The organism is Micromonospora sp. CNZ286 (assembly GCF_014207755.1).
Map to the genome: position 1 here is coordinate 5023063 of NZ_JACHIZ010000001.1, position 20221 is coordinate 5043283.

Annotated in this window: 17 protein-coding genes; 5 read left to right on the plus strand and 12 right to left on the minus strand. The window is 74.0% G+C overall.

The genetic code is table 11. The features are described 5' to 3' along the window. Positions 1-28: 28 nt before the first annotated feature. Positions 29-1897: a DUF6311 domain-containing protein gene (locus FHX31_RS22025; RefSeq protein ID WP_435232859.1), complete on the plus strand. Its 1869-nt coding sequence runs from the start codon at positions 29-31 to the stop codon at positions 1895-1897. A 13-nt stretch (positions 1898-1910) separates the two neighbouring features. On the opposite strand, the gene FHX31_RS22030 is transcribed toward FHX31_RS22025, so the two are convergent. Continuing rightward, entirely contained in the window at positions 1911-3695 is a 1785-nt protein-coding gene (locus tag FHX31_RS22030; protein WP_184977123.1) for a DUF6311 domain-containing protein, read from the minus strand. Continuing rightward, positions 3653-5479, minus strand: a complete 1827-nt coding sequence (locus FHX31_RS22035) for a DUF6311 domain-containing protein (protein ID WP_392390823.1) — start codon at positions 5477-5479, stop codon at positions 3653-3655. The genes FHX31_RS22030 and FHX31_RS22035 overlap by 43 nt, the downstream gene beginning before the upstream one ends. 249 nt (positions 5480-5728) lie before the next feature. Between FHX31_RS22035 and FHX31_RS22040 the strand changes: the two genes are divergently transcribed. After that, positions 5729-6919 (plus strand): hypothetical protein, encoded by a 1191-nt coding sequence (locus FHX31_RS22040; RefSeq protein WP_013284803.1) that lies wholly within the window; start codon positions 5729-5731, stop codon positions 6917-6919. 534 nt (positions 6920-7453) lie between these two features. Here FHX31_RS22040 and dxs read toward each other — a convergent pair. The 4 genes from dxs to FHX31_RS22060 all read right to left on the minus strand — a co-directional run bounded on the left by dxs (position 7454) and on the right by FHX31_RS22060 (position 14071). Continuing rightward, the gene (dxs, locus tag FHX31_RS22045) at positions 7454-9397 is read right to left on the minus strand and encodes a 1-deoxy-D-xylulose-5-phosphate synthase (RefSeq protein WP_184977124.1); all 1944 of its coding nucleotides are present in this window, start codon (positions 9395-9397) and stop codon (positions 7454-7456) included. A gap of 58 nt (positions 9398-9455) precedes the next feature. Next, on the minus strand, positions 9456-10616 hold the full coding sequence (locus tag FHX31_RS22050) for an anhydro-N-acetylmuramic acid kinase (protein ID WP_184977125.1): 1161 nt from the start codon (positions 10614-10616) through the stop codon (positions 9456-9458). A gap of 96 nt (positions 10617-10712) precedes the next feature. Beyond that, entirely contained in the window at positions 10713-11942 is a 1230-nt protein-coding gene (locus FHX31_RS22055; RefSeq protein ID WP_184977844.1) for a class I SAM-dependent RNA methyltransferase, read from the minus strand. A 77-nt stretch (positions 11943-12019) separates the two neighbouring features. Beyond that, a complete protein-coding gene (locus FHX31_RS22060; RefSeq protein ID WP_013474510.1) occupies positions 12020-14071 on the minus strand; it encodes an APC family permease in 2052 nt (683 codons plus the stop codon). 158 nt (positions 14072-14229) lie between these two features. On the opposite strand from FHX31_RS22060, the gene FHX31_RS22065 reads away from it, so the two are divergent. Together FHX31_RS22065 and FHX31_RS22070 are read left to right on the plus strand one after the other, a co-directional pair. Then, entirely contained in the window at positions 14230-14895 is a 666-nt protein-coding gene (locus tag FHX31_RS22065; RefSeq protein ID WP_013284798.1) for a potassium channel family protein, read from the plus strand. A 3-nt stretch (positions 14896-14898) separates the two neighbouring features. Next, positions 14899-15588 (plus strand): potassium channel family protein, encoded by a 690-nt coding sequence (locus tag FHX31_RS22070; RefSeq protein WP_013284797.1) that lies wholly within the window; start codon positions 14899-14901, stop codon positions 15586-15588. 10 nt (positions 15589-15598) lie between these two features. Here the strand turns inward: FHX31_RS22070 and FHX31_RS22075 are convergent, their stop codons facing one another. From FHX31_RS22075 to dut, 4 genes are all read right to left on the minus strand, one after another. After that, positions 15599-16279, minus strand: a complete 681-nt coding sequence (locus tag FHX31_RS22075; RefSeq protein WP_013284796.1) for a DUF3159 domain-containing protein — start codon at positions 16277-16279, stop codon at positions 15599-15601. Further along, positions 16276-16656 (minus strand): OB-fold nucleic acid binding domain-containing protein, encoded by a 381-nt coding sequence (locus tag FHX31_RS22080; RefSeq protein WP_013474509.1) that lies wholly within the window; start codon positions 16654-16656, stop codon positions 16276-16278. The genes FHX31_RS22075 and FHX31_RS22080 overlap by 4 nt, the downstream gene beginning before the upstream one ends. Positions 16657-16825: 169 nt before the next feature. Further along, on the minus strand, positions 16826-17446 hold the full coding sequence (locus FHX31_RS22085) for a DUF3710 domain-containing protein (protein ID WP_013284794.1): 621 nt from the start codon (positions 17444-17446) through the stop codon (positions 16826-16828). 25 nt (positions 17447-17471) lie between these two features. Continuing rightward, on the minus strand, positions 17472-17969 hold the full coding sequence (dut, locus tag FHX31_RS22090) for a dUTP diphosphatase (protein WP_030274559.1): 498 nt from the start codon (positions 17967-17969) through the stop codon (positions 17472-17474). Between the two features lie 85 nt (positions 17970-18054). Between dut and FHX31_RS22095 the strand changes: the two genes are divergently transcribed. After that, positions 18055-18546 (plus strand): DUF3093 domain-containing protein, encoded by a 492-nt coding sequence (locus FHX31_RS22095; protein WP_013284792.1) that lies wholly within the window; start codon positions 18055-18057, stop codon positions 18544-18546. Between the two features lie 43 nt (positions 18547-18589). Here the strand turns inward: FHX31_RS22095 and FHX31_RS22100 are convergent, their stop codons facing one another. Further along, positions 18590-19318, minus strand: a complete 729-nt coding sequence (locus FHX31_RS22100) for a hypothetical protein (RefSeq protein ID WP_176739835.1) — start codon at positions 19316-19318, stop codon at positions 18590-18592. 216 nt (positions 19319-19534) lie between these two features. After that, positions 19535-19831 carry a DUF4193 domain-containing protein gene (locus tag FHX31_RS22105; protein WP_013284790.1) on the minus strand — a complete coding sequence of 99 codons (297 nt, stop codon included), beginning with the start codon at positions 19829-19831 and terminating at the stop codon, positions 19535-19537. Positions 19832-20221: the final 390 nt, after the last annotated feature.

A 20221-nucleotide genomic window follows, 5' to 3' on the forward strand; every position in this document is an offset into this window, starting at 1 on the left:
TGTACGATGGCGCGTCGTGGCCGTGCCCGTGGTGGACCCCTCGTTGAACCCCTCGTCCGTCGAGGCGGACGCCGTCGTGGCCGACCCGCCACGCCGCGCCCGTCGCCGGCCGGCCCGCGCCGACGTGCTGGCCATCGGAGCCTATGTGCTCCTCGGCGTTCTCGTCTGCCTCAACTACTGGGGCGACGTCGAGCACCGGGTCTCCTCGCACCTGCCCACCGACCACAGCTGGTTCGAGTGGCTGTTCGCCCATGGCGCGTACTCGGTGCAGCACCTGGAGAACCCGCTGTTCACCACCCGGCAGAACGCGCCGGACGGGGTGAACATGATGGCGAACACCTCGCTGCTCGGGGTGACGCTGCCGCTGGCGCCGCTGACCCTGCTGCTCGGCCCGCAGGTGATGTACGCGCTCTACCTGGGCGCCGCGCTGTCCGCGACCGCCGCCACGTCGTACTGGGTGCTGTCCCGGCACCTGGTCCGTTCCCGGGCCGCGGCGTTCGTCGGCGGCGCGTTCCTCGGTTTCGCGCCGGGCATCGTGCACCACGCCAACGGCCAGCCCAACTTCGTGTCGAACTTCCTGCTGCCGCTGATCGTGGCCCGGGTGCTGCGGCTGGGCGAGCCGGGCCGCTGGCGGCGCAACGGGCTGGCGCTCGGGCTGCTGGTGGCGTACCAGATCTTCATCAACGAGGAGATGCTGCTGCTCACCGCGCTGGCCTGCCTGGTCGTCGTGGTGGCGTACGCGGTGCAGCGGCCCCGCGCGACCCGCGAGCGGGCCGGGTCGTTCGTGGCCGCGCTCGGCCTCGGCGGCGGCCTGGCGCTGCTGCTGACGGCGTACCCGATCTGGTTCCAGTTCAACGGCCCGCAGTCCTACCGGGGCTTGCAGGGCGGCGTCTTCCACAACTGGGGTGAGGACCTGGTCGCCTTCGTCACGTTCGCCAGGGACACGATCGCCGGTGACGAGGCGGTGGAGAAGACCATCGGGCTGACCGAGCAGAACACCTGGTTCGGCTGGCCGCTGGTGCTGGTGGCGGTGGCCGCGCTGGTGCTGCTGGTCCGCCGGTCGGTGCCGGCCCGGATCCTGGCCGTGCTGGTGGTGGTCTTCACGATCGCCTCGATCGGTCCGGTCGTGCGGTTCAACGGCGTGGAGACCGACATCGACGGGCCGTGGGCGTACGTGCCGGACGATCTGCCGCTCGTCGAGATGATGATGCCGACCCGGTTGAGCCTGGTCGTGGTGGCCGCCGTGGGCGTGCTGCTCGCCCTGGCGTGGGACACGCTGGCCGGTGCCGGCCGCCCGCCGGTGCCCGCCCCCCGCTCCGGCGCCGACGACGGCGGGGACGACGACGGCGGGACGACCGCGCGCGACACGCGCCGCCGGGTGCTGCGCCTGGCCGGGTTCGTCGCCATCGCCGCCGCCGTGGTGCCGCTGATCCCGCGTCCGCTGCCGGCCGAGCGGATCGACCCGCCGCCGCACTTCATCACCGCGGGCGGCTGGCGGCCGTACGTGCCGGAGGGCCGCACGCTCGTGCCGGTGCCGATCCCCAGCAACGTGCACGGGCTGCACACGCTGCGCTGGAGCGCGCTGACCGGCCAGGAGTTCCCGGTCCCGGGCGGCTACTTCATCGGCCCGAACGAGCGCGGCGAGGGCGTGTTCGGCGCCCCGAACCGCCCCACCAGCACGCTCATCTACTCCACCATGGACGCCAACGAGGTGCCGGAGATCACCGAGGAGAACCGCCGCCAGGCCGTGGACGACCTGCGCTTCTGGCGGGCGTCGGTGGTGGTGCTCGGGGCCGGCCCGCGCGAGGCGGTGCTGCGCGACCTGATGGCCGAGTTGCTCGGCCCGCCGCAGCGGGTCGACGACGTGTGGATCTGGGACGTCCGCGACCGGGTGTGACCCCCGGTACCGGTCAGCCGACGAGCGGGCGGACGTCCCACAGGTACCCGCCGGGCACGTCCCGGCCGGGGCCGACCAGCGCGTCCACTGTGGCGCGGACCGGGTCGCCCGGTGACGAGTCGGCCTGCACGAGTGCTGCCGCCCGCCAGTGCCGCAGGTCGTCGACCGCCTGCCGGCGTTCCGTCTCGCCGACCGGCGGCACCCGGCCGGTCTCGGCGGCCCGGCGCAGCAGCAGCGACGTGGGCCGGTCCGGCGCGCCCCAGCGGGCCGCCGGGTCGGTGGCCGAGCGCGGGCCGATGAAGTAGCCGCCCGGCGCGTCGAACGCCAGCGCGGTGCGCGCCGACCAGAACATGGCGGGGCTGACCGCCGCCCCGGTCACCGGCGGCACCGGCACCAGCGTCCGGCCCGGTGGCACGTACTCCCGCCAGCCGCCGCCGGACACCACGGCCGGGACCGGCGGGACCGGCACCGCGCGGATCGGCGTCGGTGCCAGCGGCAGCAGCGCGGCGGCGACCGCGCCGGCCCACGGCGCCCAGGTGCGCACGCCGCCGCGCCGGACCCGGTCCAGCGCCAACGCGAGCAGCACCCCGAGCACCGGTACGCAGACCAGCGCGAACCGCGCCGGCACCACCAGGTCCAGCAGCGGCACGCCGGCGAGCAGGCGGTACGGGCCGGGCAGCCCGGTGTCGTGCCGGTTCACCACCACCGGGGAACCGAGCGACAGCAGCGCGAACAGCAGGCCGCACGCGGCGAGCGCGCGCACCAGCGGCCGCCGCCACAGCCGCACCACCACGAGTACGGCCAGCAGCGGCAGGAACGGCCCGAGGAACGAGTTCTGCTCGGTCGGGTTCGGTGACAGCAGTCCGGCCCGGCGGGCGTCCCCGGCGACGCTCTGCCGGGCGGTGGTGACGAAGGAGACCACGTCCAGCCGGTAGCCCTCGGTGTGGAACGGCATCCCCCGGTAGTGGCCCGGCCCGGCGAACTGGAACCACAGCGGGTACGCCAGCAGCACACCCGCCACCAGCGCGCCGACGCCCAGCCGCCGGGCCACCACGGGCGCCAGCCGGCGCGCGGCGGCCCGGTCGGCGAGCGCGTACGCCCCGGCGAACACCCCGGCGGCCAGCGCCAGGAAGACCAGCACCTCCTCGCCGAGGAACACCTGGTACGCGACTGCGAGCCCGAGCAGCACGCCGTCGCGCCGGACCCGGTCGGTGGCCGGGCGGAACACCAGCGCGAGGATCACCGGCACCAGGAACTGGGCGGCCATGTGCAGGTGCGCACCGGCCTGCGCCACCATGCCCGGGGCGAAGCCGCAGAACAGGCCGCCCACCGCGGCGGCGGCCCGGGAGCGGACCAGCCGGCGGGCGAGCAGCGCGTACCAGGCGGTGGCGGTCCCGGCGAGGCTGAGCGTCACGGCGACGAGGAAGGCCGCCTGGGAGCCGAAGACGACTGTGACCGGGGTGAGCGGCACGCCCAGCCCGAGCACCGACGTGTTCGCCATCAGGTTCACCCCGTCCGGGGCGTTCAGCGCGCCGCTCCACAGCGGGTTCTCGCCGCCGGTGACAGCGCGGGCGGCCCGGGCCAGCATCCACTCGAACAGCATCTGGTCGCCGGCCTGGTGGAACAGCCGTTCCGGCCGGCGCCACTGGCCGGTGGTGAGCAGCACGGCGAGACCGAGGTAGCCGGCCACCACCAGCACGTCGGCCGGGCGGGGCCGACGGCGGCGGGGCACGGGGGCGGGGACCGCCGGTTCGGTCAGGCGGACCGGCTGGTCAGTTTCCGCACGTCCCACAGCCACACGTCCAGCTCCTGCCGTCCGGGGCCGACCAGCTGCTCCACGGTGCGGCGCAGCGGCTCGGCGTTCTGCTCGTCGCGCGGCAGCACCACCACCGCCGCGTTCCAGTGCCGCAGCTCGTCCAGGTAGCGGCGCCGCTGGCGGTCGTCCAGCTTCGGCGTACGGCCGGTGGACGATACCTCCCGCAGCATCTCGCCGATGCCGCTGGGGCGGCCGCCGAAGCGCCCGGGGTCGCCTGTGACGCCGTTGCGCGGCGCGAGGAAGTAGCCGCCGGGGATCTTGAAGTCGAGGTTGGTGCTGGCCGCCCAGCGCATCGGGTCGGTGTTGCCCATCGCGGGCACCGGCACTGACACGAGCGTCTGGTCCGGCCCGACGTACTTGCGCCACCTGTCGGCGGTGATGAACTCCGGCACCGGCTCCCGGGTGGTGACCTGCAACGGCATCGGCGCGATCGGCAGCAGCGCGAGGACCAGGCCCGCGGCGGTGAGCTTGCGGGCGGTACGCCGGTCCACGCCGCGCAGCGCCCAGGCGCGACGGACCGCGTACGCGAGCAGGATCGCCACCGTCACGCCGGTGATCAGGCCGAAGCGGGTCGGCACCACGGCGTCGAGCAGCGGCAGCCGTACCAGCAGTTCCCACGGGCCGGTGGCGATCTCCCGGTCCCACCAGGAGATCCGCTCGCCGAGGGAGAGCACGGCGAAGAACAGCCCGGTGGCGGCGAGCGCGCGGACGATCACGTCCCGCCGCAGCCACACCACGATTCCCACGACCAGCAGCGACAGGCTCCAGCCGAAGAACGCGTTCTCCTCCGAGTAGTTCGGCGCGAGGTTGACGTTGGCGCGTTCGTTGCCGCCGAACGTGGGCGAGCCGGGCGCGAAGAACGCGGCGATGTCGTTGCCGTAGTCGCGCACCGCGTCGCTGAGCCCGTGGTACGCCATCGGCCCGGCGAACTGCACCCACAGCGGGTACGCCAGCAGCGCCCCGGCCAGCGCCGCGCAGACCGCCAGCCCGGCGCCGAGCGGCCGCCACGCGGCCGTCCACCGCTCGCGCTGCTGCACCACCACGGCGATCAGGAACACGCCCAGGGCCAGCGCGGTGAAGAGGAGGATCTCCTCGTTGATGAACGCCTGCGCGGTGACCAGCAGCGCCAGCAGCACGCCGTCGCGTACCGGCCGGGCCGACCGGGTCAGCACCAGCACCCGCCACACGATGAACGGCAGCAGGAACTGGCTGATGATGTTCGGGTGCCAGTTGGCGTGCGACAGCATGGCCGGTGAGAACCCGCAGAACCAGGCCGCCACGGCGGCGGCCGGGCGGTGCCGGATCAGGTGCCGGGACAGCACCCGGTACCAGGCGGCGGCGGTGCCGGCCAGGCCGAGCGTGACCAGCGTGACGAAGGAGACCGCCGGTCCGAACAGGAGGGTCACCGGCACCATCGGGATGCCGAGCGCCAGGATGGCGGTGTTCGCCATCAGGTTGACGCCGTCGGGGTAGTTGAACTGCTCGGTGAAGAACGGGAACTCGCCGTGCAGCACCACCCGCACCGAGTGGGCGAGGAAGAACTGCACCTGCGCCGGGTCGCTGCTGTAGAGCGCGGCGACCCGTCCGGCCGGGTCGACCCAGATGCCGCTGGTGACCCAGATCGCGGCGAGCAGGAATCCGCCGTACACGGTGAGGTCGATCCGGCGGCGCGTCCACCGCCATCGGCGCGCGCGCCGCGCGCCCGGCGTGGCCGGTGCCTCGGGCGTGGTCGGCGTGGTGGTCGCCGGCTCCGGCTCGGCGGTGATGGTGACCGATGGTGGGTCCAGGGTGACGGCGCGGTGGCCCGTCGGGGCGGCGGCGTCCGGCGTCGAGGCGCCGCGGGTCTCGGCAGGCGTCACAGTCGGCGGAGTCTACCGGAGCCGGATATTGGTACCCGAATCGCCCGTCACGTTCCGCAGTGGCCGATCGGCCGAAAGGGTGAGCCGGGCGCGGCCGGGTGACCGGTCGTCTCGTACCATGTGGGCTTCCGACCGACGACCGGCGAGGGGATCAGGGTGCTTTCAGCCCGCCGAGGCGCTACGACGGGCATCGCGCTGGCAGCTCTGCTGCTGGTCACGGCCGGTTGCGGTCCGGTCGCCGAACGGCAGCCGGCGGACCTGCGGGTCGGCTACGACAGCCTGGACGGCACCCTCGCGGTGTGGCCGCCGCGCGGCAGCCTGGCCCGCGACGCCGCGGCCACCGCCGCGATCACCACTGCGGTACGCGACTGGCGCTCCCCGGTGGACGACCGGGTGCACGTGCCCACGTCCGGCATCCTCTTCTCCGGTCAGGTCGCCGGGTCGGCGCTCGCGCTCGTCGCCGCCGACGTGCCCGGCGAGTCCGCCTCCTGGCTGCTGCAACTCGACCGGGACGGGCAGCGCTGGCGGGTCGTCCACGCCACCGAGTACACCGATCCCGGCTACCTGGTCTACTCCGACGTGCTGCCGGTGCGGGAGCCGTCCGGCCGCCGCTACCTCACCTCGGCCCGCGTCGAGCGCCTGACCGGGCCCGACGGCAAGGTGCTCGGCACCACCGACGGCGTCACCGACCCGGTCGCCGTACCGGACTGCCGGGCCGTCGAACTGACCGCGACGCTGCGGGCCACGCCGTCGCTGCCGCGCGGCCGGGCCGCGGACCGCGTCCTCGACCTGGGTACGGCCACCGAAGCGCCCCGCTACCCCCTGGTACGCGACGAGACGGGCGCCGGCAAGCGCGCGCTGACCGGATTGGACACCTGCGTGCTCGCCGGTGAGCGGGGCCCGTTCGGCAGCGTGCCGCGCCGCATCGGCGACCGCGAGGCACCCCGCTCCGCGCCCGAGTCCTGGCCGATGGCGAAGATCGCGACGCGTTCGCTCGGCTCGGTGGCTCTCGGCGAGGGCGAGCCGGGCGAGTTGGAGCAGCTCAGCTGGGAGACGCCGGCCGGGACGATGACGGCCGTGGTCTACCGGCCCGCCGACGGTGGCACTCCGGTGGTCTCCCCCGCCGACCGGTCCACCACGCTCCAGGCGTACCACCTGCCGATGCCGGGCCGGCCGCTGGCGGTGCTGTCGTGGCGTACCCGGGACGCCTCGTTCTCCGCCCCGCCCGGCACGACCCGCCTGGTCGACCGTCCCGGCCTGGTGGTCGTCGAGCACACCGACCAGAGGCAGACGTTCAGCCTGGCCGGCACCGAGAAGACCTGGTACCGCTCCCTCCCCACCCCCTGACCCTCTCGTCCTCTCCCCTCCCTCACCGCACCCCGCCCCGCCTCGCGCGTTGGCCCGGCCCCGTCGATCATGAAGTTGACGGCGACAAACCGGACACCCCGCACGGCCAACCTCATGATCATCCACCGCTCCCACACCTCCAGCACGCCCAGCGCCAGTCCATCGTCCTCGAGGTGCCCTACGAACAGCGCGTGCAGCGCACCACCCACGCCTCGTCCCCACATCTCCGGGTCGACGTGGATGGAGCTGCGCGGTCGTCCGCGGATCCAGGTCGGAGGAGTGCGGCGGCCCCAGGGCCAGCACGCCGGCCAGGGCACCGTCCACGATGGCGCAGCGCACCCGCTTGTGCGCCGAGGTGATCGCCGCCGCCCAGCCCCGCCTCGCGTACCTCCACGACCCCTCCCTCGACCCCAGACATCCGGCGATCTTGCGATTGCGGCCCTCCCTGATCGGGCGAAGCCGACATCAGGAGGGCCGCAAGTGCAAGATCGACGCGGAAACCCGGCGCGGAGGCCACGGGTGGGGCAGGTCGGGTCAGCTCTGGGCTCGGGCTCCGTTTGTGGCCGGGTCGACCGGGGCGGCGTCCAGGCCGGAGATCCAGCCGGTGACGTCACGCGCCACATCCTGGGCGGTCAGCCGCAGGTCGGCCAGGATCTGCGCGCGGCTGCCGTGCGGGTGCCAGTCGGCCGCTACGCCGAGGTCCTTGACCGGTACGCGGACGTCGGCGTCGCGCATCGCCTGGGCCAGCGCCGAGCCGACGCCGCCGATGCGTACGCCGTCCTCCACGGTGACCACGAGCCGGTGCGCGGACGCCAGCTCGACCAGTTCGGCCGGCACCGGGCGCACCCAGCGCGGGTCGACCACTGTCACGCCGTAGCCCTGCTCGGCGACCCGGGCGGCGACCTCCACGCCGAGGCCGGCGAACGAGCCGACCGCTACCAGCAGCACGTCGGTACGCGCCGACTCGGCCAGCACGTCGACCGGGCCGACCCGGCGTACCGCCGGCAGGTCGGCGACGACGGTGCCGGTCGGGAAGCGCAGGATGGTCGGGCCGTCGTCCACGGCGACCGCCTCGCGCAGCTCCTCGCGCAGCGTCGCCGAGTCGCGGGGCGCGGCGATCCGCAGGCCGGGCACCACGCCGAAGACCGACATGTCCCAGATGCCGTAGTGGCTGGGCCCGTCCGGGCCGGTGATGCCGGCCCGGTCCAGCACGAACGTGACCGGCAGCTTGTGCATCGCCACGTCCAGCAGGACCTGGTCGAAAGCCCGGTTGAGGAACGTGGCGTAGACCGCGACCACCGGGTGCAGCCCGCCCATGGCGAGGCCGGCGGCGGAGGTGGCCGCGTGCTGCTCGGCGATGCCCACGTCGTACACCCGCTCCGGGTACTTGCGGGCGAGCGTGGCGATGCCGGTGGGCTCGGCCATGGCGGCGGTGATGCCGACCACGTCGGGGCGCTCGTCGGCGATCGCGACCAGCTCGTCGGCGAAGACGTTCGTCCACTTCACCGACGGCACGGCGAGCAGCTTGCCGGTCTCGGCGTCGAACGCGCCGGGGCCGTGCAGGCAGTCGGCCTCGTCGTCCTCGGCGGGACGGTAGCCGTAGCCCTTGCGGGTGACCGCGTGCACGATCACCGGGCCGCCGAAGTTCTTCGCGGCGCGCAGCGCCGCCTCGACCGCCGGTACGTCGTGACCGTCGACCGGGCCGACGTACTTGATGCCGAGGTCCTCGAACATGGCCTGCGGGGCGACCGCGTCCTTGATGCCCTTCTTGACCGCGTGCAGCACCTCGTACATCGGCTTGCCGACGAACGGGGTGTTGCCGAGCGCGTCCTTGACCGTGTCGAGCACCTTCTCGTAGCCGGGGTTGAGCCGCAGCGACGACAGGTGGTCGGCGAGGCCACCGATGGTCGGCGAGTAGGACCGGCCGTTGTCGTTGACCACGATCACCAGCGGGTTGCCGGCGGTGGCGATGTTGTTCAGCGCCTCCCAGCACATGCCGCCGGTGAGCGCGCCGTCGCCGACCACGGCGACAACTGAGCGCTTCTCGCCGCGCAGCGCGTACGCCTTGGCCAGACCGTCGGCGTACGACAGGGCGGTGGAGGCGTGCGAGTTCTCGATCAGGTCGTGCTCGCTCTCCGCCTGGCTGGGGTAGCCGGAGAGGCCACCGCGCTGGCGGAGCTTGTCGAAGCCCTCCTGCCGGCCGGTGAGGATCTTGTGCACGTACGCCTGATGGCCGGTGTCGAAGAGGAGCCGGTCACGCGGGGAGTCGAAGACCCGGTGCATCGCCAGGGTCAGCTCGACCACACCGAGGTTGGGGCCGACGTGGCCGCCGGTGCGGGAGACCTTGGCGATCAGGAAGTCACGGATCTCGGCGGCGAGGATGTCCAGCTGCTCGGCGGTCATCCGCTTCACGTCCTGCGGGCCGCGGACGGTGCCCAGCAGCCGACCGTGGTTGGCCGTGCCCTCTTCAACACTCATGACCGGAGAGTCTATCGGCCGCGGAACAGTCCGCAGCCTGGCCGTGCATCGACCCAGGTCAGGCGTCCACCACGAGCCGCCGGGGCGCGGGTGGGCGCGGCGCGGCGACGGACGGGCCCGCAGGGGTCCAGGAGCCGAGCACGGCGGCCCGGGACGCCCCGGTCACCGACGGCACCGCGCCTGGCAGCCCGTGCCAGGACAGCCAGCCCAGCAGCGCGAACGCGTACGCCTCCTTGGCCTGGGCCGGTACGCCCAGCTCGTCGGTGGTGCGCAGCCGCCAGCGTCCCGCGCCCAGGGCCGCCAGCCGCGCCCGGAGTGTGGGATTGCGCACTCCCCCGCCGGCGGCCACCACCTCGGTGACCCGGTGCCGGTCGCAGGCGCCGGCCACCGTGCGGGCGGTCAGCTCGGTGAGCGTGGCCAGCACGTCGTCGGCCGCCACCGGCTCACCCAGCCCGCTCAGCGCGGCGTCCAGGTAGCCGCCGTGGAACAGCTCCTTACCAGTCGACTTGGGCGGCGGCGCGGCGTAGTACGGCTCGGCGAGCAGCCGGGCCAGCAGCGCCGCGTGCACCCGGCCGGCCGCGGCGCGGGCGCCGTCGACGTCGCAGGGCCGGTCCAGGAAGCGCCGGGCGGCGGCGTCCAGCAGCGCGTTGGCCGGGCCCACGTCGTACCCGAGGACCGGCGCCCCGGGCGCGACCACCGTGAGGTTCGCGATCCCGCCGAGATTCAACGCGGCCCTGGCACCGGCCTCCGGGTCGAGCAGCAGCGCGTCGAACGCCGGGACCAGCGGCGCGCCCTGGCCGCCGGCCGCGACGTCCGCCGAGCGCAGGTCGTGCAGCACCGGTACGCCCACCCGGGCGGCCACCCGGGCCGGCGCGCCGAGCTGGAGCGTGCCGCGTACCCGGCCGTCCTCGACCCAGTGGAAGACCGTCTGCCCAGGCGACACCACCGCGTCGGCGGTGCCCCCGGCCAGTTCGACGCCGGCCGCCGCCGCCTCCGCGAACACCTCGCCGAGCCGGTTGTCCAGCCGGCAGACCGCCTCGATCGTGGTGGCCGCCGGGGGCAGCAGCGCGCCGATCTCGGCCCGCAGGTCGTCCGGGTACGCCAGCTCCCGGTGCCCGAGCGGCCGCAGCCGCAGCGTGTCGCCGTCGGCGGTGAACTCGGCCGCCACCACGTCCACGCCGTCGTAGGACGTGCCCGACATCAGCCCGACGATGCGCAAGGAAGGGCCCCTTCTTAACGGATCCGGTAGTGGAAGGGCCCCTTATTAACGCGATCAACGCGACCAACGCGATCAACGCGCGGAGCCGGGACAAGATCAATCCTGCGGGGGCAGGAACAGGCCGACCAGCTCCACGTGCTGGGTCATCGGGAACAGGTCGAAGCCGCGCAGCGCGGCCAGCCGCCACCCCGCCTCGGCGAACGTGCGCACGTCCCGGGCGAAGGCCGCCGGGTCGCAGGCCACGTAGGCGACAGCGCGCGGCCCGGCGGCCACCACACCCCGGACCACCGCCGCGCCCGCGCCCGAGCGCGGCGGGTCGAGCACCACCAGGTCGACCGGCCCGGTGATCCGGCGCCGGGACAGCGCCGCCTCCACCCGCGCGGCGACCACCTCGACGGCGCGCAGGTCGGCCAGGTTCTGCCGGGCCGCGGCCACCCCGTCCGGCGCCGACTCGACGAGCGTCACCCGTGCCCCGTCGACCCGTTCCGCGAGCGCGGCGGCGAACAGGCCGGCCCCGCCGTACAGGTCCCAGGCCGTCTCCCCCGGCCGCGGGTCGAGCAGGTCGAGGACCGCGCCGGTCAGCGCGTCCGCCGCGGCCGGGTGCACCTGCCAGAACCCGGAGGCGGGCAGCGTGAAGGACCGCCCGGCCGCCGTCTCCCGGACCCGCTCCGGCCCGCTCACGGCCGTCGGAACCCCATCGGTGTACGCGACCACGGCGACGTCCCCGCCGGTGCTGGCGACCGTCTCCACCGCGTCGGCGTCGGGCCAGCGGGCACCGGTCGGCGGGAGCACCGGCAGATCCTGGATCGCCGGGTGCGCGATCAGGCACCTGTCGATCGGCACCACCTCGTGCGAACGGTGCTTGAGCAGCCCGGCCCGGCCGGCCGCGTCGACCGCGTAGCGGACCCGGGAACGCCAGCCCAGCGGTCCGCCGGGCAGCGCCTCGACGCGTACGCCGAGCGCGTCCACCTGCTCCGCGGTGAGGCCGCCCAGCCGGGTGAGCTGCTCGTGCACCACGGAGAGCTTCCAGTCGAGCTGGGCGGCCGGGGCGACGTGCTGGAGGTCGCAGCCGCCGCACCGGCCCGGACGGGCGTACGGGCACGGCGGGGTGACCCGGTCCGGCGAGGCGGTGAGGATCTCCACGGCATCGGCGCGGGCGAAGCCCCGGTGCAGTTCGGTCACCTCGGCCACCACCCGCTCACCGGGCAGCGCGTGCCGGACGAAGACCACCTGCCCGCCGACCCGGGCCACGCAGTGCCCGCCCGGCGCGACCGCGTCGACTGTCAGCTCGACCCGCTGGGCCTCCTCCAGCCCCGGCCGGTCCACCGACGCAGGACCGGAGGGCGCAGCCGTCGGCGCGGAACCGGACCGCCCGGCCGCAGGACCGGAATGCTCGTCGCCGCTCACGGCCGCTCCTCGCGCTCGGTGCCGGGTGTGGACGCCACCGGCGGCGGCAGGGTGCTCTGCGGCGCCACCCGGGGGCCGCGCGCCGGGCCCCGGCTCAGCGTGGCGTCCAGCCGGTCCAGGTTCTTGCCGGCGGTGGACGCGAGCTGCCAGGGCACGCTGGTCACCATCACGCCCGGCTCGAACAGCAGCCGCCCCTTGAGCCGCAGCGCGCTCTGGTTGTGCAGCAGGTTCTCCCACCAGCGCCCCACCACGTACTCGGGGATGAAGACGGTGACCACGTCGCGCGGCGACTCACGGCGCACCGACGCGACGAAGTTGAGGATCGGGCGGGTGATCTCCCGGTACGGGGAGTCGATCACGGTGAGCGGCACCGGCAGCTCGCGGCGCTCCCAGTCGGCCTGGAGGTCGCGGGTGTCCTGCTCGTCCACGTTCACGGTGACCGCGGTGAGCGTGTCCGGCCGGGTGGCCCGGGCGTACGCGACGGCCCGCAGCGTCGGCTTGTGCAGCTTGCTCACCAGCACGATGGCGTGGTTGCGGGCGGGCAGCACGCCCCGCTGCTCGGTCGGCTCCAGTTCCTCGGCGATCCGGTCGTAGTGCCGGCGGATGCCGAGCATCACCACGTACATCACCGCCATCGCGACGATCGCGATCCAGGCGCCGAGCAGGAACTTGGTGGCCAGCACGATGATCAGCACCACGCCGGTCATGACCATGCCGAACGTGTTGATCGCCCGGGAACGGAGCATGCGGCGGCGCGCCTCCGGGTCGCGCTCGCGGCGCAGGTGCCGGTTCCAGTGCCGGATCATGCCGGCCTGGGAGAGCGTGAACGAGACGAACACCCCGACGATGTAGAGCTGGATGAGCTTGGTGACCTCGGCCTGAAAACCGATGATCAGCACGATCGCGAAGACGGCCAGGAAGAGGATGCCGTTGGAGAACGCGAGCCGGTCGCCGCGGGTGTGCAGCTGGCGGGGCAGGTAGCGGTCCTGCGCGAGGATCGAGCCGAGCACCGGGAAGCCGTTGAAGGCGGTGTTGGCGGCCAGGAACAGGATCAGCGCGGTCATCCCGGCGACCACGTAGAGCAGCACCGAGCCACCGCCGAACACGGTCTCGCCGAGCTGGGTGGTGACAGTCTTCTGCACGTACCCGTCCGGGCCGGAGATGATCTGCGTGCGCGGGTCCTCGACGAACTGGAGGCCGGTGAGGCGGGCCAGCCAGATGATGCCGACGAGCATGGCCACCGCGATGCCGCCGAGCAACAGCAGCGTGGTCGCCGCGTTCTTCGACTTCGGGCTCTTGAACGCCGGTACGCCGTTGGAGATCGCCTCCACGCCGGTGAGCGCGGCGCAGCCCGAGGAGAACGTCCTTAGCAGCAGGAACACCAGCGCGAACCCGGTGACGCTGTGCTCGGCCTGGATCTCCAGGCCGGCGCTCGGCGCGCGCAGGTCGTCGCCGAGCACGAAGACGCGGATCAGCCCGGTCAGCAGCATGCCGCCGATCACGATCACGAAGCCGTACGTGGGGATGGCGAAGGCGGTGCCCGACTCGCGCAGGCCGCGCAGGTTGATCGCGGTGAGCAGCACCACCGCGCTGACCGCGATGAGCACCTTGTGGGTGGCCACGAACGGCACCACCGAGCCGAGGTTCGCCACGCCGGAGGAGACCGAGACGGCGACCGTGAGCACGTAGTCGACGAGCAGCGCGCTCGCCACCGCGAGGCCGGCCTTGGGCCCGAGGTTGACAGTCGCCACCTCGTAGTCGCCACCGCCGGAGGGATAGGCGTGCACGTTCTGCCGGTAGCTCGCCACCACCGTCAGCATGACCACGACGACCGCGAGCGCGACCCACGGCGAGAAGATGAACGCCGAGGCGCCGGCGATGGACAGCGTCAGGAGGATCTCGTCCGGGGCGTACGCCACGCTGGAGAGCGCGTCCGAGGCGAAGACCGGCAGCGCGATGCGCTTCGGCAGCAGGGTGTGCTGGAGGCGGTCGGACCGGAACGGTCGACCGAGGAGGAGTCGCTTCAGCAGCGAGGTGGGTCGGGCCACAACCGCCAAGCGTACGACCACCGGGTCCGGGGCGCTGGGGTGGTCGATCTCCCCCGCGTGCGGCCGCGCGGTACGGTTCGGTCCCCCGTCCGGCAGGGGGACGTGGCAGGCTCGCAGACGACGGGTCGGCGGGCGGCGCCGTGGGAGGAGCGGACACCGTGCATGTGGTGATCATGGGCTGCGGGCGGGTCGGGTCGACCCTGGCGCACAGCCTGGAGTCGCGTGGACACTCGGTGGCGGTGATCGACCAGGACGCGGACGCGTTCCGCCGTCTCGGGCCCGACTTCGCCGGCATCACCGTCACCGGTGCGGGCTTCGACGGCGAGGTGCTGCGTCAGGCCGGCATCGAACGGGCCGACGCGTTCGCGGCGGTGTCCAGCGGCGACAACTCCAACATCATCTCGGCCCGGCTGGCCCGGGAGACGTTCGGCGTGTCCCGGGTCGCGGCCCGCATCTACGACCAGCGCCGCGCCCAGGTCTACGAGCGGCTCGGCATCCCCACCGTGGCGACCGTCCGGTGGACCGCCGACCGGATGCTGCGCCACCTCGTCCCCGAGGGCAACGTGGAGATCTTCCGCGACCCGACAAGCACCGTCTCGATCATCGAGGTGCCGGTGCACAAGGACTGGATCGGCCGTCCGCTGCGGCAGCTGGAGCAGGCCGTCGGCGCCCGGGTGGCCTACCTGAACCGGTTCGGGATCGGCACGCTGCCCACCGCCTCCACGGTGATCCAGGAGGGCGACCAGGTCTACATGCTGGTGACCGACGACATCAACGGCCCGGTCACGTCGGTGGCGGCGGCGCCGCCGGAAGGGGGGCACTGAGCCATGCGGATCGCCATCGCCGGCGCCGGCAACGTGGGCCGCTCGATCGCCCAGGAGCTGATCGACAACGGCCACCAGGTGATGCTGATCGAGCGGCAGCCGAAGATGCTGCGGCCCGACCGGGTGCCGGCCGCGGACTGGGTGCTCGCCGACGCGTGCGAGCTGGCCAGCCTGGAGGAGGCCGACGTGGCCGGGTGCGACGTGGTGGTGGCCGCCACCGGCGACGACAAGGTCAACCTGGTGGTGTCGCTGCTGGCCAAGACCGAGTTCGCGGTGCCCCGCGTGGTGGCCCGGGTCAACCGGGCGGAGAACGAGTGGCTGTTCACCGAGCAGTGGGGCGTGGACGTCGCGGTGAGCAAGCCGCGGGTGATGGCGGCGCTGGTCGAGGAGGCGGTCACCGTCGGCGACCTGGTCCGGCTGATGACGTTCCGGCAGGGCGAGGCGAACCTGGTCGAGATCACGCTGCCGCCGACCGCGCCCTACGTGGGGCAGGCGATCCACGCGGTGCCGATCCCCCGGGACGCGGCGCTGGTGGCGATCGTGCGCGGCAAGCGGGTGCTGGTGCCGACCCCGGACGACCCGATCGAGGCCGGCGACGAGCTGGTGTTCGTCTGCACTGCGGCGGTGGAGGACGACGTGCGCGCGGTGATCCTCGGCCCGCCCAGCGCGGACCGGCACCGCGACCGTGCCTGAGGCGGCGGCGTCAGGAGCCTGGTAGCGGGGTGGGTGCGGTCTCCCGGGTGACCCGGCGCACCACCCACACCGTGATCAGCAGTAGCAGCGCGTACGGCGGGTAGCCCAGGGCGAGCCGGGCCACGCCGAGCGCGGTGTCCTGGTGGGCCAGGTAGAGCCCGGCCTGTACGCCGACCTTGGCCAGCCACACCACGCCCCACAGCACGGTGAGCTGGGTGAAGGTGCGTACCAGCTTGGGGTCGTCGCGCCACTCGGAGCGGCCCTTGGCGACCAGCACCGACCAGATCCAGCCGACCAGCGGCTGCCGGATCGCGGCCGACAGCAGCAGCGCCAGGCCGTACCCGATGCCGTAGAGGATGCCCGGCAGGTAGAAGTCGCGCTCGTCGCCGGTGCGCAGCGCCAGCAGCGCGCCGACGCCGACGCCGAACAGCCCGTTGACCGCGTGCCGCACCGGCTTGCGCTGGGCCAGCCGCAGCCCGGCGATCAGCAGCGCCACCGCCACCGAGGCGTACACGGCGGGGCGCAGCTCGCCGATCACGTTGGCGATCACGAAGACCACCACCGGGATGCTCGACTCGACCAGCCCGCGCCATCCGCCGAGCTGGTCGGCCATCTGCTCGGCGAGGCTGGGCAGCCGCTCCTCGTCCTGCGGGCCGAGACCCGACGGGGTGTGCTGCTGTCCGGTCGTCACTTCGGCGACTCCAGCTCGTAGTACGGGTTGTAGATCACCTTGCGGTCGTCGCGCACCGCCACCCGGCCGCGCGCGGTCAGGTGCCGGCCCGGCTCGATCCCGGAGATGTGCCGGCGGCCCAGCCAGACCAACGTCACCACGTCGTTGCCGTCGTAGAGGTCGGCTTCCAGCGTGGGCAGGTTCGTGCGGGGCGTGTAGACGACGGTACGCAGCCGCCCGGCCACCGACACCACCTGACCCCTGTTGCACTGGTGGGCGGGCGTGCCGCCGGACTCGGCGCTCTCCCGGCGCAGCTCCTGCGCCTCGATCTCGGCCTCGCTCGCGGTGAGCCGGTGCAGGAGCCGCCGCAGCGACCCCCGGCTCTCGTCGGTCGTCATGACCTCCGCGTCACCCTCTCCACAGCGGGGCCCCGCGGGCGGCGGAACCGTCCCGCCAGCGTACGCGCAGTGGCCGCCCGGCGGGAGCGGCGTGGCGCGTACCGCCGGCCGGGACCGGACACGCCGCGGGCCCGGCGCCGGTACGACGCCGGGCCCGGGCACGTGTGGATCAGACCTCCTGCGAGTCGGCGGCCTGCTGCTCGGCGACCTCGCGGGGCAGCCGCAGCGGCAGCGGCTCGCGCACCGGCTTGGCCTCCTGGCCGCGGTCGACGACCAGGCCGTCCAGGCAGGCCGCGAGCGGGCCGGCGGCGGCCGGGTCGGTGGCGGCCGCGCCCTGGAAGACGCCGCGCACCATCCAGCGCGGGCCGTCGATGCCGACGAACCGCAGGTCGGTCGGCCCGTCCGGGGTACCCACCCGGGCGCGCAGCTCGGGCCCGTGCTCCCCCTCGACCTCCTGGGCGGTCGCGCCGTCGCTGACGAGCGACTGGCGGATCTCCTCGCGCACCTCGTCCCAGATGCCCTCGGAGCGGGGCGCGGCGAAGACGCCGAGCTGGAGCGCGTTCTGGCCGTGAACCAGCACGACCTGCTGGATCACGCCCTGCGGGTCGGCCTGGACCCGCACCTCGACGTCCGGCACCGCCGGGATCCGCAGGCTGCCCAGGTCGAGGCGAGGCGCCTCCGGGGCCTCGCTGACGTCGTACGGGCCGCGGTCCGGCGCCGACGGGGTCTCCTCGGCGTCGAGGACCCCATTGTCACGCGCCTCGTCGGCCCGCTTCCGGGAGAAGATCACTGCGCCCACCCTCCGCTGTTCACACTCACCCTGCCACCTCTTCGCTCTGCCCGCCGGACGGCGCCGGGACCAGCCCGGCGTGCCCGCCGGTGGACCCGTGCCCGCCCGTGCCACGCCGGGACTCGGGCAGCTCGGCCACCGGCCGGAACTCGGCCCGGGCGACCCGCTGGACCACGAGCTGCGCGATGCGGTCACCCCGGCTGATCTTGGCCGGCGTGTCCCGATCGTGGTTGATCAGGTTGACCAGGATCTCACCCCGGTAGCCGGCGTCGACCGTACCGGGCGCGTTGAGCACCGTCACGCCGAGTCTGGCCGCGAGTCCGGATCGGGGGTGCACCAGCCCGACGTAGCCGTCCGGCAGCGCCACCGCCACGCCCGTGGGCACCAGGGCGCGGCCGCCGGGGGGCAGCTCGACGTCCGCGGCGGCCACCAGGTCCGCACCGGCGTCGCCGGGATGGGCGTACGCCGGCAGTGGCAGCTCCGGGTCGAGCAGCCGTACGGGCACGGGTACGACGTCTGTCACGGTCATCCTCTTCCGTCCGGTCCTGCGGGGTGCCCCTGCCATCCTGCCGGTTGCCGGGCCGCTCGCGCGCCGTACCCTCGTCTGTGTGCGTCAGTCGTCATCTCCGGCCGCCCCGACGGCCACCGCCGCGCCGTACGCGGAGCGTCTCGGGCTGCCCTGGTGGGCCTGGCCGGCCGGGCTGGCCGCGGCCGGTCTGCTCGCGGTCGAGCTCTGGATGGGCGCGACCGGGGTGCGCGCCTGGCTGCCGTTCGTGCTGCTGATCCCCGCTGCGGTGGCCGCACTGTGGTGGCTGGGCCGGATCCGGGTCGAGGTGCGTGACGGCGAGCTGCGGGTCGACGACGCCCACCTGCCGGTGCGGTACGTCGCGGACGTGGTGCCGCTGGACGCGGCCGGCCGGCGCGAGGTGCTCGGCGTCGGCTCCGACCCGCTCGCCTTCGTGGTGCAGCGGCCGTGGATCGGTGGCGCGGTGCAGGTGGTGCTGGACGACCCGGCCGACCCGACGCCGTTCTGGGTGGTCAGCACGCGGCACCCGGTCCAGCTGGCGACCGCCCTGCTGGCCGCCCGCGACGCGGCCTGACCGTCCACCGCGGCTCGGCCCGCCCGGCCCGGCCCGGGACCGGTCAGGACGGCGCCTCCGGCAGGGCACGCGCGGTGCGCCGCAGGTCCTTGCGCAGTTGCTCGCCGAGCGCGCGGGTGGCCCGGCGGTTGAGGTACCCGGCCACGGCGGCGCCGGTCAGGAACGGCCCGAGCGTGGTGAGGTTGCGCCCGAAGCGGCGCATCAGGCTGTCCCGCAGTTCGCGGCGGGCGGCGGTGCCGAGCACCGCGCTCACCCCGACGCCCGGCATCATCGGGTTGACCCCCCGCTGGGTGGCCCAGGACTGCACGAGCGCCACGGCACGGCCGGCGCCACCGGCCGGCAGCGGCACCCGGTGGACCTCGTGCAGCTCGCCGATCAGCTTCAGCTCGATCGCCACCACGGCCACCGTCTCGGCGGCCAGCAGCACGGGCGCGGAGAGCAGCGTGGGCGTGACCGCCCACTCGACCGCGGCCACCCCGCCGCCCGCGGCGCCGACCCCGGCGGTGGCGCGGGACGCGTTACGGACCAGCCGGTCGGCGAGCGCGTCGTCGTCCAGGCCGGGGAAGTGCCGCCGCAGCGTGGCGAGGTCGCGGATCGGCACGTGCGGGGCGACCTCGGCGACCGTGTCGGTCATCCAGCGCACCGCGGCACGGGGCTTGAACAGGTCGGTGATCCCCCGGGCCCGGGCCTGCCCGACCAGCCGGGTCAGCAGTTGGCGCCGGCGGGCCGGCGCGATGTCGTCGGCGGTCAGGGCGGCGACGGTGGCACCCAGCTCCGCGGTGTCCGGGCTGTCCGGGCCCGGTACGTCCGGGCCGGGCTTGTCCGGGCCGCTTTCTTCGCTGCGCTCGCTCACCCGTCCGCCCTCCTGCTCCGCGCGGCGTGGCAGCCGCCCGTACGAGTCAAGCAGCTCCCGGCCGAGCGCGCACGGCGGCGGCTCGAACAGCGGCGGCCCCGTCGAGGAGGCCGCCGCTGGTGTCCCCGGTCGGGATCAGACGCACTCGCGGCAGATCAGGTCGCCGTTGCGCTCGACCGCCAGCTGGCTGCGGTGGTGGACCAGGAAGCAGCGGGCGCACCGGAACTCGTCCTGCTGCATCGGGAGGACCTTGACCGTGAGCTCCTCGTCGGCCAGATCGGCGCCGGGCAGCTCGAAGCTCTCGGCCACCTCGGCCTCGTCGACGTCCACGGCACCCGACTGTGAGTCGACCCGCCGGGCCTTGAGCTCTTCCAGGCTGTCCTCGCCGAGGTCGACCTCGTCGCGACGCGGGGCGTCGTAGTCGGTGGCCATCGGTTTCACTCTCCAATATCGATATTGTCGCTGCCGGTTGTAACGCCGGACGACGCCGTTTCGGTTCCCCTGACCGGCCACCATCTCTGTCGGGCACCCGACCCGAAGAGCGGTGGGCCGGGCTCGCCGGTGCGAAATGCCCCCGGTGAGCGCGGAACCTTACCCCCCTGTGGGCGAGGCATGTATACCGCCCTCGCGGGAGAGATGTACGCCTCTGCGCCCGAAGTTGTTCCCAATGTGACTCAGGCGACACGAAGATAGGGGTAGTCCTACCGGTTCACCGCGTGGCGCGCCGGTATGTCGGACTGTTTCCACGCCTGAGCCGGACAAGCGTTAACCTCAGCGGCGTACTGGACGGCCGACAGGTCGCGGCCCGACCGCGTCGCCCGC